At 58.4% G+C, this 16,508-nt stretch carries 13 protein-coding genes and 1 pseudogene; 7 read left to right on the top strand and 7 right to left on the bottom strand.

Going from position 1 to position 16,508, the window contains the following annotated elements:
* Positions 1-297 precede the first annotated feature (297 nt).
* From AACR14_RS10865 to AACR14_RS10855, 3 genes and pseudogenes are all read right to left on the bottom strand, one after another.
* On the bottom strand, positions 298-1,344 hold the full coding sequence (locus AACR14_RS10865; RefSeq protein WP_019446193.1) for an NAD(P)H-dependent flavin oxidoreductase: 1,047 nt from the start codon (positions 1,342-1,344) through the stop codon (positions 298-300).
* Positions 1,341-1,618, bottom strand: a pseudogene (locus AACR14_RS10860) (helix-hairpin-helix domain-containing protein). The gene AACR14_RS10865 and the pseudogene AACR14_RS10860 overlap by 4 nt, the downstream one beginning before the upstream one ends.
* 72 nt (positions 1,619-1,690) lie before the next feature.
* Positions 1,691-2,332: a ribonuclease T2 family protein gene (locus tag AACR14_RS10855; RefSeq protein ID WP_019446191.1), complete on the bottom strand. Its 642-nt coding sequence runs from the start codon at positions 2,330-2,332 to the stop codon at positions 1,691-1,693.
* A 197-nt stretch (positions 2,333-2,529) separates the two neighbouring features.
* Here AACR14_RS10855 and AACR14_RS10850 point away from each other — a divergent pair, with 197 nt between their 5' ends.
* Positions 2,530-3,090 carry a gamma carbonic anhydrase family protein gene (locus AACR14_RS10850; protein ID WP_005335471.1) on the top strand — a complete coding sequence of 187 codons (561 nt, stop codon included), beginning with the start codon at positions 2,530-2,532 and terminating at the stop codon, positions 3,088-3,090.
* Between the two features lie 183 nt (positions 3,091-3,273).
* Here AACR14_RS10850 and AACR14_RS10845 read toward each other — a convergent pair whose 3' ends face one another.
* Entirely contained in the window at positions 3,274-6,312 is a 3,039-nt protein-coding gene (locus tag AACR14_RS10845) for a cytochrome c peroxidase (RefSeq protein WP_026035044.1), read from the bottom strand.
* A gap of 190 nt (positions 6,313-6,502) precedes the next feature.
* A complete protein-coding gene (locus AACR14_RS10840; protein ID WP_019446189.1) occupies positions 6,503-7,411 on the bottom strand; it encodes an SAM hydrolase/SAM-dependent halogenase family protein in 909 nt (302 codons plus the stop codon).
* Between the two features lie 198 nt (positions 7,412-7,609).
* On the opposite strand from AACR14_RS10840, the gene AACR14_RS10835 reads away from it, so the two are divergent.
* The 3 genes from AACR14_RS10835 to AACR14_RS10825 all read left to right on the top strand — a co-directional run bounded on the left by AACR14_RS10835 (position 7,610) and on the right by AACR14_RS10825 (position 11,045).
* Positions 7,610-8,074, top strand: a complete 465-nt coding sequence (locus AACR14_RS10835) for a hypothetical protein (RefSeq protein WP_019446188.1) — start codon at positions 7,610-7,612, stop codon at positions 8,072-8,074.
* Between the two features lie 156 nt (positions 8,075-8,230).
* On the top strand, positions 8,231-9,700 hold the full coding sequence (locus AACR14_RS10830) for a GGDEF domain-containing protein (protein WP_019446187.1): 1,470 nt from the start codon (positions 8,231-8,233) through the stop codon (positions 9,698-9,700).
* Positions 9,701-9,797: 97 nt separating this feature from the next.
* The gene (locus tag AACR14_RS10825; protein ID WP_019446186.1) at positions 9,798-11,045 is read left to right on the top strand and encodes a DEAD/DEAH box helicase; all 1,248 of its coding nucleotides are present in this window, start codon (positions 9,798-9,800) and stop codon (positions 11,043-11,045) included.
* A gap of 84 nt (positions 11,046-11,129) precedes the next feature.
* Here the strand turns inward: AACR14_RS10825 and AACR14_RS10820 are convergent, their stop codons facing one another.
* Both AACR14_RS10820 and cphA read right to left on the bottom strand, forming a co-directional pair.
* Entirely contained in the window at positions 11,130-12,401 is a 1,272-nt protein-coding gene (locus tag AACR14_RS10820) for a membrane protein (protein WP_019446185.1), read from the bottom strand.
* A gap of 215 nt (positions 12,402-12,616) precedes the next feature.
* On the bottom strand, positions 12,617-13,381 hold the full coding sequence (cphA, locus tag AACR14_RS10815) for a CphA family subclass B2 metallo-beta-lactamase (protein WP_083851951.1): 765 nt from the start codon (positions 13,379-13,381) through the stop codon (positions 12,617-12,619).
* A gap of 339 nt (positions 13,382-13,720) precedes the next feature.
* Between cphA and AACR14_RS10810 the strand changes: the two genes are divergently transcribed.
* From AACR14_RS10810 to AACR14_RS10800, 3 genes are all read left to right on the top strand, one after another.
* Positions 13,721-14,674 (top strand): DUF2971 domain-containing protein, encoded by a 954-nt coding sequence (locus tag AACR14_RS10810; RefSeq protein WP_019446183.1) that lies wholly within the window; start codon positions 13,721-13,723, stop codon positions 14,672-14,674.
* A 297-nt stretch (positions 14,675-14,971) separates the two neighbouring features.
* Positions 14,972-15,874 carry a hypothetical protein gene (locus AACR14_RS10805; RefSeq protein ID WP_019446182.1) on the top strand — a complete coding sequence of 301 codons (903 nt, stop codon included), beginning with the start codon at positions 14,972-14,974 and terminating at the stop codon, positions 15,872-15,874.
* A gap of 103 nt (positions 15,875-15,977) precedes the next feature.
* Complete coding sequence (locus AACR14_RS10800) at positions 15,978-16,442, top strand: CesT family type III secretion system chaperone (protein ID WP_236285185.1); 465 nt, start codon at positions 15,978-15,980, stop codon at positions 16,440-16,442.
* Positions 16,443-16,508: the final 66 nt, after the last annotated feature.

The raw sequence follows: 16,508 nt of genomic DNA, 5'->3' as shown, positions 1-16,508 counted from the left end.
TCGAGTCAAGCCTTATTTTCAAGGGCTTTTCGAGGTCATCGACGAGGTTGTTTGCGTTGCCGCTTGCCCTGTCGATGTGGCGCATTATAGAGATCCAGCTCACATTGGCAAGGCTTTACCGCAATAAAATTGCAAAAAAGTGCAATTTCTTGGTTATTCATATCAACACACAGCCTTTATACAGACTTATCCACAGGCGTGTGCGAAATGAGGTGGTTTTGCCCCGGATAAGCACAGTCGCATCTAACACGCAGCACCAACGGCCGCTTCTATATAAAGAGGCGTATATAGAAGCGCTTATCCCAATCCAGCCTCTTTGACCCAGCACGCCATCAGCTCACCAGCGGGAAGATCCCGGCAGCCCGATACATCCTGCCCAGCCCAGAGCGGAGAGAAGCCACTATCCCCCGCCTTCTCGGCGGCGACGCGCAGCGGGGCCAGTGCGCCACTGGCATAGGGGAAGTGAGGGGCAAGATCCGAGAGCGGGCCCAGCTCTTTCATAAGACGGTTGACGATCCCCCGCGCCGGACGTCCACTGAACAGATTGGTCAGTGCCGTCTGCTGGCCCTCTGGTGAATGGATGGCGGCGCGATGCAACGCCGAGGTGGTCGCTTCATGGCAGCAGAGAAAAGCAGTGCCCATCTGCACGGCGCTCGCCCCCATTGCCAACGCGTTGGCGATCCCCTTGTCATCGACGATACCGCCAGCGGCAATCACCGGCAGATCGGTCACCGCGAGGATCTGCGCCAGCAGGGTCAAGGTGCTCTGCTGCAAGGCGAGATCATCGAAGAGGAAATGACCGCGATGGCCGCCCGCCTCCAATCCCTGAGCGATGATGGCGTCGGCACCGTGCTGAGCAAGCCAAATAGCCTCCGCCACCGTGGTGGCACTGGCAAATACCTTGGCCCCCGCAGCTTTCACTTGGACAAGCAGCTCGGGCGCGGGCAAACCAAAGTGGAAGCTGACCACCGCAGGTCTGAACTCGGTCACCATGGCGGCATGCTCCTCATTGAAAGGTGCACGGCTTGGCGCCATCGTGACCGCTGGGGGAAGTATGCCGAACTCGGCATAGTAGGGAGCAAGGCGCTGCTGCCAGCTGGCCAGAGCAACGGGATCAGGTTCCCGTTGCCGATGGCAGAAGAAGTTGATGTTAAATGGCCCAAGGCCGCTTTGGGCAAGTCGCTCCAGTTCGCTGCGCAGCTCCGCTGGCGTGAGCATGGCGGCAGGCAAGGAGCCCAAGCCGCCCGCACGGGTCACGGCCAGCGCCAGCTCGCTTCCCTGCACACCGGCCATCGGCGCCTGAATGATGGGATAACGCATCCCCAGTTCGGTAAAGAGGCTCATCCATTCACCCCGTTTGTCGCATCCGCCGCCAGATGTGCGCGGGCCAGCGCAATGGCGCCGTCGATAGCACTGCGCGCCTGCGGGCTGTTCTGCCAACAAGTCGAGCCCAACATGCTGGCCACCAGCTGGACGATATGGGTGGTGTCGGCCTCGGCCAATCCGGCCAGGGTATGGTAGCCCAGCTGTTCGAGCCCCCGATAACGGTCGGCCCTACCCCTTTCACCCCGAGCAACATTGCCCGTTCTTGCGGGCCAAACCGGTTGTTGCCATCCATCTGTCAGACTCCTTTCCGATAACCGTGGTTACACATCAGGCCCGCAAGGGGCCCGATGGAGAGAGTGGAGGCTTAACGCACGCTGCGCAGCAGGAAGTCCGGCTGACCGCAGGAGCGGCGCTCGCGCTTTTGCATCTCGGCGGAGCAGGTGACCGCATCCGTCCCCTCTTTATTGACGCAGATGTAGATCTCCCGCAGGAAGCGGCCACCATCGGCGCAAGCCACCGTGATGTTGTCGGGGGCCAGCCACTCGTTGGCGCTAGCCAGATCGGCCTTGAGCTGGAAGCTGGTTTTGCGCAGCGGCTCTTCCGGGGATTGATAAGCCGCCGGGATCTTCACCTTCTGGCGCAAATCACTCGCCAGCTGATGGAAGGCCTGCTGGCTCAGGCCGGAGCAGGTGCCATGTTTCTCCCACTCATGACGATAGAGGAAACGGCTGGGGTAGAGGTCGGCAAACTCGCTCTCCATATCGGGATCGAGCCGTTCGCGAGTGCAGTTGCTGGGGTAACCGCGATCGTACTGGGGCCAAAGACCATGCAGCACAAAGCCCAGCTTGCGGGAACACTGGTCCCGATCCGCCGGTTTGACGGCGCAGTGCTCGGGCGACCAGGAGAGCGCCATGGCGTAATAGTCAAACTCCCCCGCCTCCCCTTTGGCCTGCACGGCCGAGGAGAGCAACAAACCACCCGCCAACAGGGCAATCATCTTCTTCATCTATATATGTCCATTTCAACCAACTCGGGAATGGCTGCAATGCTCCCATATTCCAGCGCGCGGAAACAGTGCTCCCGCCAAGGCTTGCGACAAGGGTCAGACCACTTCGGGGTTTCACCGGATAATAACGAGGCGTAAGCTGGCATCCTGGCGCCGGGTGCGCCACCGCATCATTTCAAGCAACCACAGGATGTAACATGATCCGCAAGAATCCCTCCGGCCATCTACCTGTCATCGACGAATCCGCCTATATCGACAAGACCGCCATCATCTGCGGCAAGGTGATCATCAAAGAAAATGTCTTTGTCGGCCCCTATGCAGTGATCCGTGCCGACGAGGTGGATGAGAGTGGAGATATGGAACCCATCGTCATCGGCGCCAACTCCAATATCCAGGATGGCGTGGTGATCCACTCCAAATCCGGCGCCGCCGTCACCATCGGCGAGTACACCTCCATCGCCCACCGTTCCATCGTCCACGGACCGTGCGAAGTGGGAAACCGGGTCTTTATCGGCTTCAACAGCGTGCTGTTCAACTGCCATATCGGCGATGGTGCCGTGGTGCGTCACAACTCGGTGATCGATGGCTGCGATCTGCCGCCGGAGTTCTACGTCCCCTCCACCACCCGTATCAACCAGCAGAGCGATCTGACCCATATCCCACGGGTTTCAGTGGATGCAGCCGAGTTCTCCGAGGACGTGGCCCACACCAATATCGATCTGGTCAAAGGGTACAAGGCGCTCTCCAACGAGTTCTGATCCCTCTATTTCCCGCGGGTTTCGGTGGATGCCGCCGAATTCTCCGAAGATGTGGCCCACACCAATATCGATCTGGTCAAAGGGTACAAGGCGCTCTCCAACGAGTTCTGATCCCTTTCTTTTATTACCAGAGAACAAAACGGGCGCCGAAGCGCCCGTTTTTCATCTGACTATCTATGAAGGCTAGATGGCCCTGACGCAGGTGGCGGCATGAGCCTCGTCTGCCAGATCCCACAACAGGTCGCCGGTGCTCAGGTCGAGCAGCGGCAGCTCACCATCATCATTGGCAGTCGCATCGCTGCTCCAGTAGCGGTTGTAGAGCGGCCACCCCTGCTGCTGAAGCAACTGATCCGTCGCGCCATCCTTGTTGTAAGCGGCAAACAACGCCTCCAGCTCGGCCCGGGTCGGCAGACGCCAGTCATCGTGGCCGCTCGCCACCAGCTGCTGGCAGTAATCCCGCGCCCGCGCTTGACCCATGGTCACATACTCCAGCGGGAAGGGATTGTAGTCACCATCGCTGTCACTGCTCACACCGTCATAGGAGATGGACAGACGATCCGCCTCGTCCCTGGTCAGCTGGCAGACAAAGGCAAGCTTGCTCGCCACCAGCTCGGGTTGACGACAGCCCCGGGCAAAATCGGGCTGGGCATCCACCACCTGCACCGTCACGGTCAACGTGTGACGAGCCGTGGTCGCCACCAGTCGTGCCGTACCGACCGCCACACCGCGCACCTCGCCCTGCGGACTCACGGTAGCGAACTCCGGCTGTTCGCTGCGCCACTCAACAGGCGCATCGAGCGGGCCGAGAGAGCCATCGCTCAGTTGCCACTGCAGTTGCAGAGGAAGCGTCCGCCCCACTTCCAGCTGAGGCGGGGCAGGCAGCACGGCCAAGCCGGTGATCACCGCTCCCACCGGAGCCGGGTCATCCGCCTCACTCACCCCCAGCTCAGCAACAGTGGCCGGGGTGCGGCGCGGCTCGGCCGAGGCACTGCGCAAAAACTCACCGATGGCATCGAGCTCGTCATTGCTGAGGCCAAGGGCATGCAGGTGATCGGAGGCTTTGGGGAAGAAGGGATCATATTGATCCGCACCGGTCGGGAAGCCGACCCCGCTGCTCCACTTGGTCACGCCAAAGTTGTACATGGCCACCACCCCCTGCACCGAGCCGCCGATACGCTGGGCCAGGATCGGGAAGATGCCGTTGTGCATATAGGGGCCGGTAAAGGCGACGTCCCGCAAGCTGGGGGTCTTGAAGCGACCGATATCCGCCTTGTTACGGGTCTGCAGGAAGCGCCCGCGATCTTCCAGCTTGCCACGACCGTAATAGGTGAGCCCCACACTCTCGAACCCGTGCTGACTCAGCAGCGGGCCGGAGTGGCAGTTCATGCAGCGGCCATCGGTTCGGTAGAGGTGCATCCCCCACAGCGCCTTGTCACTGAGAGCCTGACTATCCCCTTTGACGAAGCGCTCAAAATCGCTGTCGCGGCTGATGATGGTGCGCTCGAAGGTGGAGATCGCCTTGGCGATCCGCTCTAGCGTGATCCCCTGATCGCCAAAGGCGGTAGCAAAAGCAGCCTGATAGTCGGGGCTGGCCTGCAAGCGAGCCAGCAGCTCGTCATGACTCAGCGCCATTTCGATGGGATTCTGGATCGGGTGAAGCGACTGCTCCTCCAGCGTGGCGACCCGCCCGTCCCAGAACTGGGTCGAGCTGAAGGCGCTGTTGAGAATGGAGGGGGCGTTGCGATTGCCCTTCTGACCCAGATGACCGACCGAGACGCTCAGGCCGTCGCTCCACCCCTTTTGCGGATCGTGGCAACTGGCACAGCTGATGTCCCGCCCCTTGGAGAGCTGCTTGTCGAAAAAGAGCTGCTGACCCAGCACCACCTTGGCCCGGCTATAGGGGTTGTCGGCCGGGAAGGGAACCGCCGGCAGAGGCCCCAGCTCCTGCCATTCCACCCCTTCATCCACCCGGGCGGCAGGCCATTGGGCCGATGAACCGCTATATTGGGCGCGCAGGGCCGCCATGTCCGGCTTGCTGCTGTCGCGCACCACGGAGGGACGCACCGGATAGGGTGCCAGCGCATACCAGAGCAGACTCCCCTCTCCCTCATCCAGCCAGGTTCGGGTCGCCAGTTGATAGAGACGGGGTTGACCCGCACCATCCTGCAGCCAGATCTGGGCGGGCAGGCCAACAGCAAAGGTATTGGGATAGCGCCATGCCGACTTGTCACTGCTCAGCAGCCGTTCGAACTCGGTGAGGGTCGGCAGGCGCCAGTCGCTACGGCCGCAAGCGGTCAGCCCCGCAGCCAGTTGTGGCTGGCTGGCAACCGCCAACGCACTGGTGTCACTGCCATACAGCCAGTACTGGCTACCCTTGACCCCGCTGACCGTGCGCACATCGTGCAGGCACTGCCAGAGGCCACGCACCACCAGCAGCCCCTGCTCATCGAGGCGCAGCAGATCCGCCGTCTCCGGCTCGTCCGGCTGGCTCGGATTGGCGGGATAGAGCCGGGTGCGGGCGGACTGGATCTGGGCGCTGTTGCTGCGCTGATACCAGCTGCGCGCCTGCTTGTCATCGCGCAGGGCCAGCAGCATCTGCCAGCTGTCGGCATAGTCGAGCACGGCGCCCGGCTGGCGCTGGGCCAACAGGAAGGCAGCGTAATCCTGAAGAGCCGCCTGTTGCTGCACGCGGATCTCCTCTGCCCTGCCCCACTCGGCCTGACTGAGGGAACCATCCCCGCTCTGATCCGCCAGCAGGAAGAGCGCCGTCTCCTCCTCGTTCAACCCCAGCCGCGGCACGCTGTTGCGGCGCGCCAGCGTGATCCCGGCTGAGAGATCCGCCACCCGCACCGATACCGAGCGCAGCAGATAGCCCTCGTCGCTACCAAGCAGCTCCAGCGGCTGATCCAGTTGCAGACCTGCTGGCAAGGTGATGCTGGCAAGCTGGCCCGGTTCGATGGCCTGTTGCACGCGGATCCCGGAGGCGACCTGTCTCACCTCAAGCTGTGCTCCCGCCCCCAGTCGATCAGCCACATTGACCTCAATGGTCAGAGGAACCCGGGTATGAGTTTCCGGCGGTACTATTGGTGGCGTGATAGGCGGTTCGGTCGGCTTGACGACCGGCGGGGTCACCTCGGGTGAGGGGGTCACCGACGTATTGCTGTGATTGTCATTGCATGCGGTCAGAGCCAACAGGCTGAGCAGTAAAAGGCTGGTTTTCATTCGGTATGGTTGAGTGGTCAGACAAGTGCGCGATTATCCAACCAAATACCAATCATTATCAATTGCATTCAATTAATATGATTTTTGACAACAACCTCTTATCAGCAACGCCTTACCACCCGATGAGAGAGGGCAGCCTCTTTGGCTGCCCTCTCTTGCTTAAACCCGCTTGTCGAAAGCCCGACAATCTTCAGGAACACTTCTTCAGGCTGATATGCCAGTTGGCACCGGATTGCACCTGATGCTTGGCGGCGAAGCTGTCCATGTTCAGCGCCACCGACACCTGCAGCAGACTGTTGAGGTAGACCAGCGGCTGACCTTCCGGCACGTCACCGAAACTGCTGACGTACGGCGCCTTGCCGTCATATTTCACAACATCCCCTTCGCGGATCTTGATGCAGGCGTTATCCCCCTTGTTGATCCCCGCCTTGGTCAGCAGGGCATCGTCGATATTGGTCCAGACGTTGCCGTACTGCACATCGAGGATCGGGATGGTGCCCTTGAGGGTGCCATCTTTCTCGGCTACCGCAGGCTGATAGGGGATCTTCACCACTTCGGCGGGCAGCAGCGGGCCAACCTGCTCGTAGCTGATGGCGCCAGAGGCGAGCCGTGCGCCGGTATAGGCATACACATCGCGGCCATGGAAGGTGTAGGACTTCTCGGAGCCCTTGAGGCGGTTGAGCTTCTCGTCAATCTGGCGCACCGCCTCGATACCGAAGTGCTCGGCCACCAGAGTCAGGGTGCCGTTGTCCGGGGTCACGATGTAGTGGCCGCTCCTGGTCTTGAGCACCACTGACTTGCGCTCGGTGCCGACACCGGGATCAACCACGCTGACAAACACAGTCCCCTTGGGCCAATACTGCAGGGTCTGGTAGAGGCGGTAGGAGGCTTCCCAGATGTTGTAAGCCGGGATCTCGTGGGTCAGGTCATAGAGCGGCAGGGTGCGATCCACCCCGAAGGCAACCCCCTTCATGGCCGACACGGCGCCATCTTTGAGGCCGAAATCGGTCTGGATCACCAGCGCTTCGTTGGCGGCGGCGATGCCGCTTGCCAGCATGAGAGCGAGCGCGATGGCGCGGGGAGCGGTGCGAATATCCATATCTGAACTCCTGAATCATCTGAGGATAACGAAACAGCGAAAGCCATTTAGACATCCAGACTGCCACCAATGGATTTTTTTGCAAGGGGTTTGCAACAAAGTGAGGGACGACTCGCAGAAATTGTGCTCGCCAAACGTCGGCGGCGGGGGTATCAAAGGCAGAATGGGAAAACGTTTACAATACAGGAGCTCAGCACCATGACACAACCCGTACCGGAGATGATGACCCTGCTGCTGGAAATTGGTGAACAGAGCAGCCAGCTCTGGCTGAGCCAGCCAGATGCGGCCCCGTCACACTACCTGCTGGCCTTTGGCACCCACGCCATCCAGCCCGGACCGTTTCGCAATGCGCCACCCACCCCGCTCGAACTGGAGCGGGCCATCATGGTGGTGGAAGATGAGCTGATGCGCATCGCCCCGCAGATACCGCTCGGCTTGCAGCTGACCCTGCGCAGCCAACCATCGCTGGCCGAAGTGCTGGGGGACAACCAGCTCGACTGGGATCTGGTGGAACAAGCCTTTGGCCAGCTGGCCGCGATGGCGGAAGGGGATCCCCTCGCCGCCAGCTTGCTGCCCCGCGACGAGCACTTTGCGGCCGTGCTGCTGATCGTCAGGGAGTGGCTGCACCATCTGGCCAGCGAGAGCGTGCTGATCGTGGAGTAGGGATAAATAAGTGGTGAGGGCTTCAGCTTCTGGCAAGGTTTGTCGGTGGATCCTGTCGGGATTTCCTTCGCGTATACTTTGCCCGTATGGCGCCCGCGCCCCTATCGGTACTGCACCCAGACACCTATGACCTTATTTTCAGGTAATCCCCCAGCCTTGCGCTGGCCATCCGCGTTTGCTCGCCAGTTCATCGTCAAAGTGGCCGGATTGGCCCTGCTCGCCCTGACCGGGCTGGGCACTGTCTTCTACTACACCTATCTCACTATCCAGCACGACATGGATCTCATCACCGCCAGACAGAAGAACGTGTTCGAGGTCTTCTACCAGCGAGCCAAGATCCTCAAGGTGGAGAACATCACCAGCTATCTGGCACAACACCATCTGCTCGATCAGCCACCGCCCCCGAATAGCGTCGGCAGCGACTATCTCTACGGGTATGACCTCAAAAGCAAATACCGCTTTGCCGATATTCCGCTGCAATACCCGGCTGCCAATCTCCTCAACACCTTCCGCTATGCCCTCTCCTATCCGGAGGTGATCAATATCTACACCATCTGGAATGACTACCGGCTGATCGGCATGGTGGCCGACAACAATGTGCTGCCCGCCAGACTGGCGCCGATCAAGGTGGATCTGATGACCCTGCCCGCCTGGTATCACTACTTCGGTTGCGCCAGCTTTGCCCCCGGCCGCCCCTTGTGCAGCGCCGATGAGGCCTTTGTCTCCGATATCGAGATCGACAGCTTCAGCATGCGCAACACCATAGTGATGTACTTCCCCTTCATCCATCAGTCGGGGCGCGGCGGTTACAAATACGGACTGCTCGGTATCGATATCGCCGTCGATGAAGCATTTAACGATGTGCTGCACCCCTTCGACACCATCAACCCGACCCGCACCAACATATCGTTTGAAGCCGCTGAACCCTGCCGCCCGAGGCATCTCTGCCTGAGCAAACCCTTTATGCGCACCAAGGCGGGGGATGATCTCTATCTGAAGTGGTCCTACAGCTGGTTCGATTTCGTCAAGCTGGCCCTGCAAAGTGCAGCCTTCAAGGTCTATCTCATCGTGCTGTTGCTGGGCATGGTGGCCTGGAAGCAGATCTACCTGCGGCTGCGCACCCTGGCGCACACCGACCACCTGACCCGGCTGCCACGCAGAGATGTGCTCTGCCAGAGTCTGCTCCATGAGCACGACTACCTGATGATCCTCGATATCGACAACTTCAAGTCGATCAACGACACCTATGGCCATAGCGTCGGGGATCTGGCACTGGTCGCCTTTGCCCGCCACCTCAGAAGCAATATCCGCAAGGTGGACAGAGCTATCCGTTGGGGCGGCGAGGAGTTTATCGTGCTGTTCAAGGGGATGGAGGATGACGAGATGATGATCCACTCAGCTGGTCGCCTGCTGGATCGCCCATTGGGGATCCCCGAGCTGCCCACCCCCATCACCTTCTCCGCCGGGGTGATCCGCATTCGTGACTACCTCACCGTCACCGAGGCAGTGCATCTCGCCGACGAGCTGCTCTACCACGTCAAACAGCACGGCAAGCACAACATCGCCTGCTACGAGGGCAAAAAGATCCGGCTGATCCGCCCGTTGCCAGACGACGCAGAGGCATAGCCGCCTTCTGCCGCTCCCCCTGCTTCTGTTACCATCGCGGCCACGATCACTCACTGCATCGTGGCCGCAGGCCGCGATAACCCCGACTGGTGCCCCTATGTCCACAGCCTCCTTTGCCGAACTGGCCCTCTCCCCCCGCTTGCAGCAGACCCTGACCGAGCTCGGCTATGCCGCACCGACCCCCATTCAGGCTCGCGCCATCCCCGTCATTCTGGCGGGACGGGATCTGATGGCGGGGGCCCAGACCGGCACCGGCAAAACCGCCGCCTTTGTGCTGCCGCTGCTGGAGCAGTTGCTACAACAGCCACAAGCTGAGCCCCGTCCGACCCGCGCGCTGGTGCTGGTGCCGACCCGCGAGCTGGCGGTGCAGGTTGCCGAGAGTGTCGCGCGCTACGGCCAGGGTACCGGTCTCACCAGCACGCTGGTCTACGGCGGGGTGAGTATCGCGGCGCAGGTAGAGGCGCTTCAAGCCGGGGTGGATATCCTGATCGCCACCCCGGGCCGTCTGCTCGACCATCTGCGTCAGGGGGCATTGAGCCTTGATAGCCTGCGCCATCTGGTGTTTGACGAGGCGGATCGTATGCTCGACATGGGCTTTATGGATGAGATCAAGGCGCTGCTCAAACAGATCCCGGTGGATCGCCAGACACTGCTCTTCTCCGCCACCTGCGACGACAACCTGTTTGCCTTGAGCAAGGTACTGCTGCGCGACCCGGAGCTGATTGAAGTGGCACCGCGCAACACCACGGCGGCCGAGGTGGAGCAGCGGGTCTACACGGTGGACAGCGATCGCAAGCTGGCGCTGGTTGAACATATGCTGAAAGTGAAAGGGTGGGCACCGGCGCTTATCTTCAGCCGCACCCGCCAAGGTGCTGACAAGCTGGCCCAGCAGCTCGGCAAGGCTGACATCAATGCCCTCGCCTTCCACGGCGATCTGTCGCAGAGCGCGCGAGAAAAAGTGCTGCTGGAGTTTCGCGCCGGCACCCTGCAGGCGCTGGTCGCCACCGACGTGGCAGCCCGCGGCCTCGATATCAGCGATCTCAACTATGTGATTAACCTCGAGTTCCCGTTTGTGGCCGAGGATTACGTCCACCGTATCGGTCGCACCGGTCGCGCCGGCAACAAGGGGCTCGCTATTACCCTGTTCAGCCCGGAAGATGCGCCGCTGCTGGAGAAGGTGGAAGCGGTGCTCGACACCCGTTTGCCCCAGCAGTGGTTCCCCGGCTTTGAACCGGATCTGACCCGCTTCGAGCCCGAGCCGCGCCGCAACAGCAAGGCGGCCCAGAAGCAGCGTGCCAGAAAGCAGGCCCTCGCTGGCAACAAGGGTGGCAAGGGCAGGCGTTAAGCCGGTCCTTCGCCGCCAATAAAAAAACGCCCGCACGGGCGTTTTTTGTTATCTGACAGGAGCCTGCTCTTGGCGAGTAGCACCCTAGCGGGTCGCCAGCACCAGTGGCAGGGATCGCAAAATCTGCCGCTCCGCCAGGGTCGAGAGGATAAACATCACCATATAGCCAAGCCCCAGCGCCACGATAATCGCCACCACGTTGGCGGTGAACTCGGCCACCAGATAGTAGGCCGCAATCAGCGCCACTATGCCCGCCAACCGGATCAACAAACTCTGGGTAAAGTGACCGTGAGCCTTGATATAGGCGAGCTGATAGCCGTTGAGCATCATAAAGATAAAGAAGATGGAGAAGTGGAACAGCACCGGCACCGCCCCCACGTAGTCGGCGGGGAAGAACAGCAACACCAGCGGCTTGCCCGCCAGCAGTATCAAGCCAAAGAACGCCAGACTGACGATGGCGGAGAGGCGGAAGATCCAGCGCCGGATCAGCCTTATCTGGCGGTGATCGCCATTGCGCAGATTGACCGCCAGCTCAGGCAGCACAAAGCGGTAGATGGGGAAGACGAACAAGGTGGTCATATAGGTAAAGATGGGGCGAACCACCACCTGAAAATCCCCCAGCTCGTCGATGCTGAAGTGGCGGATAGTGAGCAGCACTGTGATGTAAATCATCAGGATGCTGGCCCCCGCCTCCAGCGAAGCGGTGAAGCTCTTTTTCACATAGCTCACCATCTCTGGGCCGAGCGCCACCTTGGCCAGCGGCCTGGTGGCGATGGCCCGACGGCGCGAAACATACATATAACCGGCGATAGCGAGCGACGAGAAGGTCAGCCCGTAGAAGAGCGAGGCAAGCGCATCCATCCCGAGCCCGAAATAGCAGGCCATAAACAACAGGCCGTTGGCCAGCGGCTCCAGCCAGGTGACCCGGTTGGAGAGCGCATACATCCGGTACATGGCGACCAGGTTGGTGAAGTAGACCTTGAGCCCCAGCCCGAAGATGACCCCCACCAGTTGCAGATACTCCACCTGGATATGGAGCCCGTGCTTGATATAGGGGATCACCGCCCCCCAGGTGAGCAGCACGATGCCGATGAGGAAGTAGCGAAAGATATTGATGATGTCCCGATCGTTTTTGGTCTGGGAGTAACTCACCACCATGGAGGAGCGAAAACCTGTCATCAGGATAAAAGAGAGGGAGATCAAATCCACCACGCTGTTGAACAGCGCCAGCTCCCCCTTGGCGACCCACTGCGCCAGCCACACCTTGAAGGCGAAGCCGATAACGATGCTGACCAGCGAGGCCCACATCCCGGTGATAAAGGCCTGCTTGAGGCGCGCGAGAGAGGCGTATTGCATAACGAAAATGGATAACTTTCAGGGAAAAGAGAGAGGGCCATCTTATGAAAGCCCACTCCCCTTGAACAGCGTTAATACCACGCACTCACAGCCACCAAAAAAGCCGCAACAGCAAAACCCCCGCTTATTTCCTGAAAGCGGGCGTTTTGTGGTGTGCCGTTATGACTGCTGATTGCAGCGATGGCACGGCTTGCTGCCAGTCTGTCGCGCAACCCTTATGACTGCGGCACCGCCTTGATCAGCTCTTCATAGTGATCAATCAGCTCAGGCCCGTGCAGCGGCGAGTCGTGACCGCCAATCACCGTCTTGATCGGCAGCTTCATCGCCTTGAGTCGCTCGATGGTCTGCGGATAGGCCTTCACATTGGCAAAGCTCAGGTTGCCCAGCTTCTCCTTGAGGATGCAGTTGCCATAGAGCACCTGCTCGTCGGGGAAGTAGACAAAGATGCCGTCCGGCGTATGGGCCGGGCCCGCATAAAAGGCACGCACCTTGCCCTCTTGCAGGGTGAAGTCGCCATCGTGCACCACGTTCGGCAGCACCAGCGGCAGATCCGGGTACTCCGGCAGCCCCTTGCGGGTAAAGGCGACAATCTCGGCCCAGTCGCTCTTCATCAGATCCCGGGTCTGGCGCGTCGCCACCACCTTGGCCCCGATGGACTTCCAGTAGGCATTACCACCCGCCCGATCGGTGTGGTAGTTGGTGTTGATCACCTCCAGCACCGGCTTGCTGCTGACCCGTTTAATGAGCTTGTGCAGCTCGCGGGCGGTATCCGGCGTCCAGGTCGCCCCCACTACCGTCACCCCCTTGGCCCCGAAATAGACCATGGAGTTCTCTTTGACGTAGTAGTTGTCCTCCACCACATAGACAGGGCCACTCACCTGCTTGAGGGAGATCCCCGCCGCCCGCACGCTGCCACCCCAGAAACTCGCCATCAGCACCACGGCCCCGGCCAATGTGCACTTCATCCAACCTTTCATCATCTTGCTCCCTCGAACCAACCGCCCCCTCGCCACCCCTGTGGCAAGCCGGGCCTTTTAAGCAGTGGGCAGAAGATACGGGGGATTTGTGAGGGGAAAATGAGGCTGTGTGAAGAGAAGGTGAAGTCAGGGGGAAGTCAGGGGAACGTACGGAAAAATCGGCAACGACCTCCTTTTCGCGAACATCCGAATACGCTGCGCTATTCGAACTCATGGCACTAACTGTGAAGACAATCATGCAAACTAAACAATGCTCAATCTATCACGACAATAGATTAGAAAACAAATATGAAATCATATTATGATACATGAAATTACTCACTAAAACGTGTAGGCACGGTGATGAAGAAAGAGATTTTCTACAAATACAGGGCAATGAATACTAACCTAATAGAATCTCTTTGTTGGGATAAAATATTTTATGCCTCACCCGCAACCTTTAATGACCCACTTGACTGCAAAATGTTCTCCATTGAGAATAACTCTTCAATTGAAGAGCTAAGAAAGATATATGCTAGGCTAAAGTTTCCTAGAACACTTAAAAATGCAGAAAAGAACATTAGAGGTAAAGACATTGAAGAAAAAATAAAACCCTTACTAGAAGAAATGGCAAAATCCATAGTAATAGATGACTTAAATAGAATGAGTTATAACTCAACCGATCCAGAGTATACCTGTACACCGGAGGATACTGAAAATGGAATATTAACTTCAAATATACTTTCGGAGTTAAGGGAGCATTATAGTAGAGGTGTTTTCTGTTTTTCGAAAGATGGGAAAAATATGCTAATGTGGAGCCATTATGGTGATGAGCATAAAGGTATCTGTATTGGATATAGCAATAATAGAAAGCCTATTCCTGATATCAAGCCTGTGATATATGGCAAGCATGGCGTGATAAAAACATCATCACTTTACAATGCCTTTGTTAAAAATGATAAAGATGAACAAGCCATCATAGAAAATGAAATTCTCTTAAAGAAAAGCAGAACGTGGAAATATGAAAAAGAATACAGACTGATAAGTAACATTGGTCTTCAAGACTCTCCCCTAATGTTAGAGGAAATCACGTTTGGTCTCCGATGCTCAGCTGAAATAAGGCATACGATTATCAAAATGATGGAAGGTCGACAACCAAGTATAAAGTACTATGAAATGGTATTAACAAACAAAAATGCAAACCTGATTAAACAACCTTACAACGAAAATTGCGAGTGGAGCGTCCACTTACCCAAGGTAGCATATTCAGGCGTGGAAATTTTTGGTGAACATAAGATGGAAATGCCGAACCAATAACATATTTAAATAAAAACCATCCGCATAATGGGTGGTTTTTTCATTATCTCAGAATGAACCCGAGATATTTAACTCACAACAATCAAACCAACGGTGGCGTCCGTGGCGGCACCATTCGCTTGCTGCTATTGGACTCAAAGCCGAGGCGACACAACGAGCTGCGCCCTCCTCACACACGCCAGCGCAGACCAACCCCAAACTAAAATAGTGCAACCATGGCTAATAAACGGCGTTTTCACTGACGGGTATGATGCAGGCCAGATGTATCGCTTGTTAGTGAGATAAGGAACCAAGGTCATGGCTATTCATGGAGCTACCCCGGTGATGTTGAAGGCTATCGACAGCCTGCAGCTCGCCAACGTCAATCCCGGCAGCAATCAGAAGCTTGCCCTTCATCTGGGTGAAGGCAAGGAGTACACCATTCATATCGGCAAGAGTGGGGATGTCTCCGTACAACGGGACCTGGCCCATTTAAGCACGCTGGGCCGCATCAAAAATGCGGTGGTCGATTTCTTTAGCCGCGCCGCCACCAAGGGGGAGAGTGCACTCACTACCCGGGCCACTCAAATTCAGTCCGAGGTGCAGCGGCAGCTGACCGAACTTGGCCAAGTCAAGAAGATTGTGCAGCAAGCCTTTAACCAGCCCGTCAGCGAGTTCAAGAACGAGGCCCAATATCTGAAGCCGGGTAGCGACCCCAAAACGGCGACCATGGCCGATATCACAGATGCCAACAAGAAGCGCCTCGGTCTGGAGACGCTGGATAAGGACTCCCTGAGCTTTGTGCAGCAGCACTTCTCCAGCTTTATCAACGGTAAAGATGCCATCTTCAGCATGCTGAGCAGTCGGGTGATCGAGCGGACGATCTCCCTGCACGAATCACTCTCGGGTGAGGCACTCAGTTCGGCGTTGAATACGCTGGGCCATGAATCGGAGGCGTTCAACGCCAAGGTCAATGCCGAGTTCAATCGCAGCTTCGTCCAGCTGTTTGAGCAAAGAGCCAACGCCGAGCTGGACGCCCTGACCAAGGCAAACACCCGCGCCAACAAGACCTCACCGCTGGTCGAAGAGCGCACTGGCTCATCGGACGGGGAGAACGTCGCCGCCAAGATGAAGAAAAGCGTGCGCTTTAACGACAATCCGGTGAGCGATGTCCGGATGTTCGAGCTGGAAGAGGGCCGAGCACTCAATATCAAGGTGTAACCCTTGCCATGAATATGGATGACGGCCCGCTCGGTGGCGGGCCGTCTCTTTGTGATCGTGCCCTGCCCCTTCGAAGACGACCGGGCAACCGGACTGGAGTGTTGTGTTGGATATCTATCAGAAAATCGTGGCCGAGCTGTCGGTCGAACCGCTGGCCTTCGATGAAAACGGCGTCTGCACGTTCGAGATCCAGCGAACAGCAGAGGAATCGAGCGCCCCCTTTGTGGTCAATATCGTGGCTCAGCCCGACGAAATGGCGCTGGTGCTCTCGGTGACCACGGCGAGCGATCTTCCCGCGCGCCTGTCTCGCGAATTGTTCCTGCGTTTTGGCGAGCATGCCCTCGCCCCCTTGCGCCATGGCTACGGGGTCGGCATCTATCCCGGCACCGAGCGGGTATCGTTTTTCTCCCAGCTCGCGTTGGGGAACTATCGTCCGCAGCAGATCAGGGAGAGCCTCGCCGATCTGCTGGAGAAGGCCCACGAGTGGGAGGCCAGCTTGTCCCAGGATGAGCAGACCCCGCCTGTGACAAAAAGCGAAATGGGGGCGGGCCAGAACATCCGGGTGTGATGGCCAAAGCCAGAATATGGACGAAAAAAGAGGGAGGCATAATGCCTCCCTCTCTCTTTGTGCCTG

This window comes from Aeromonas sp. 159 (assembly GCF_963862045.1).
GTDB classification, from domain to species: domain Bacteria; phylum Pseudomonadota; class Gammaproteobacteria; order Enterobacterales; family Aeromonadaceae; genus Aeromonas; species Aeromonas veronii.
The sequence above is the reverse complement of the archived record's forward strand: the minus strand, read 5'-3'. Positions and strand labels throughout refer to the sequence as shown.

Bases quoted from the DNA above. Each gene is read 5' to 3' on its own strand.
- AACR14_RS10810 (WP_019446183.1), top strand. From the start codon at position 13,721: ATGAAGAAAGAGATTTTCTACAAATACAGGGCAATGAATACTAACCTA.
- AACR14_RS10865 (WP_019446193.1), bottom strand. From the start codon at position 1,344: ATGAGCCTCTTTACCGAACTGGGGATGCGTTATCCCATCATTCAGGCG.
- AACR14_RS10835 (WP_019446188.1), top strand. From the start codon at position 7,610: ATGACACAACCCGTACCGGAGATGATGACCCTGCTGCTGGAAATTGGT.
- AACR14_RS10805 (WP_019446182.1), top strand. From the start codon at position 14,972: ATGGCTATTCATGGAGCTACCCCGGTGATGTTGAAGGCTATCGACAGC.
- AACR14_RS10820 (WP_019446185.1), bottom strand. From the start codon at position 12,401: ATGCAATACGCCTCTCTCGCGCGCCTCAAGCAGGCCTTTATCACCGGG.
- AACR14_RS10855 (WP_019446191.1), bottom strand. From the start codon at position 2,332: ATGAAGAAGATGATTGCCCTGTTGGCGGGTGGTTTGTTGCTCTCCTCG.
- AACR14_RS10840 (WP_019446189.1), bottom strand. From the start codon at position 7,411: ATGGATATTCGCACCGCTCCCCGCGCCATCGCGCTCGCTCTCATGCTG.
- AACR14_RS10825 (WP_019446186.1), top strand. From the start codon at position 9,798: ATGTCCACAGCCTCCTTTGCCGAACTGGCCCTCTCCCCCCGCTTGCAG.
- cphA (WP_083851951.1), bottom strand. From the start codon at position 13,381: ATGATGAAAGGTTGGATGAAGTGCACATTGGCCGGGGCCGTGGTGCTG.
- AACR14_RS10850 (WP_005335471.1), top strand. From the start codon at position 2,530: ATGATCCGCAAGAATCCCTCCGGCCATCTACCTGTCATCGACGAATCC.
- AACR14_RS10845 (WP_026035044.1), bottom strand. From the start codon at position 6,312: ATGAAAACCAGCCTTTTACTGCTCAGCCTGTTGGCTCTGACCGCATGC.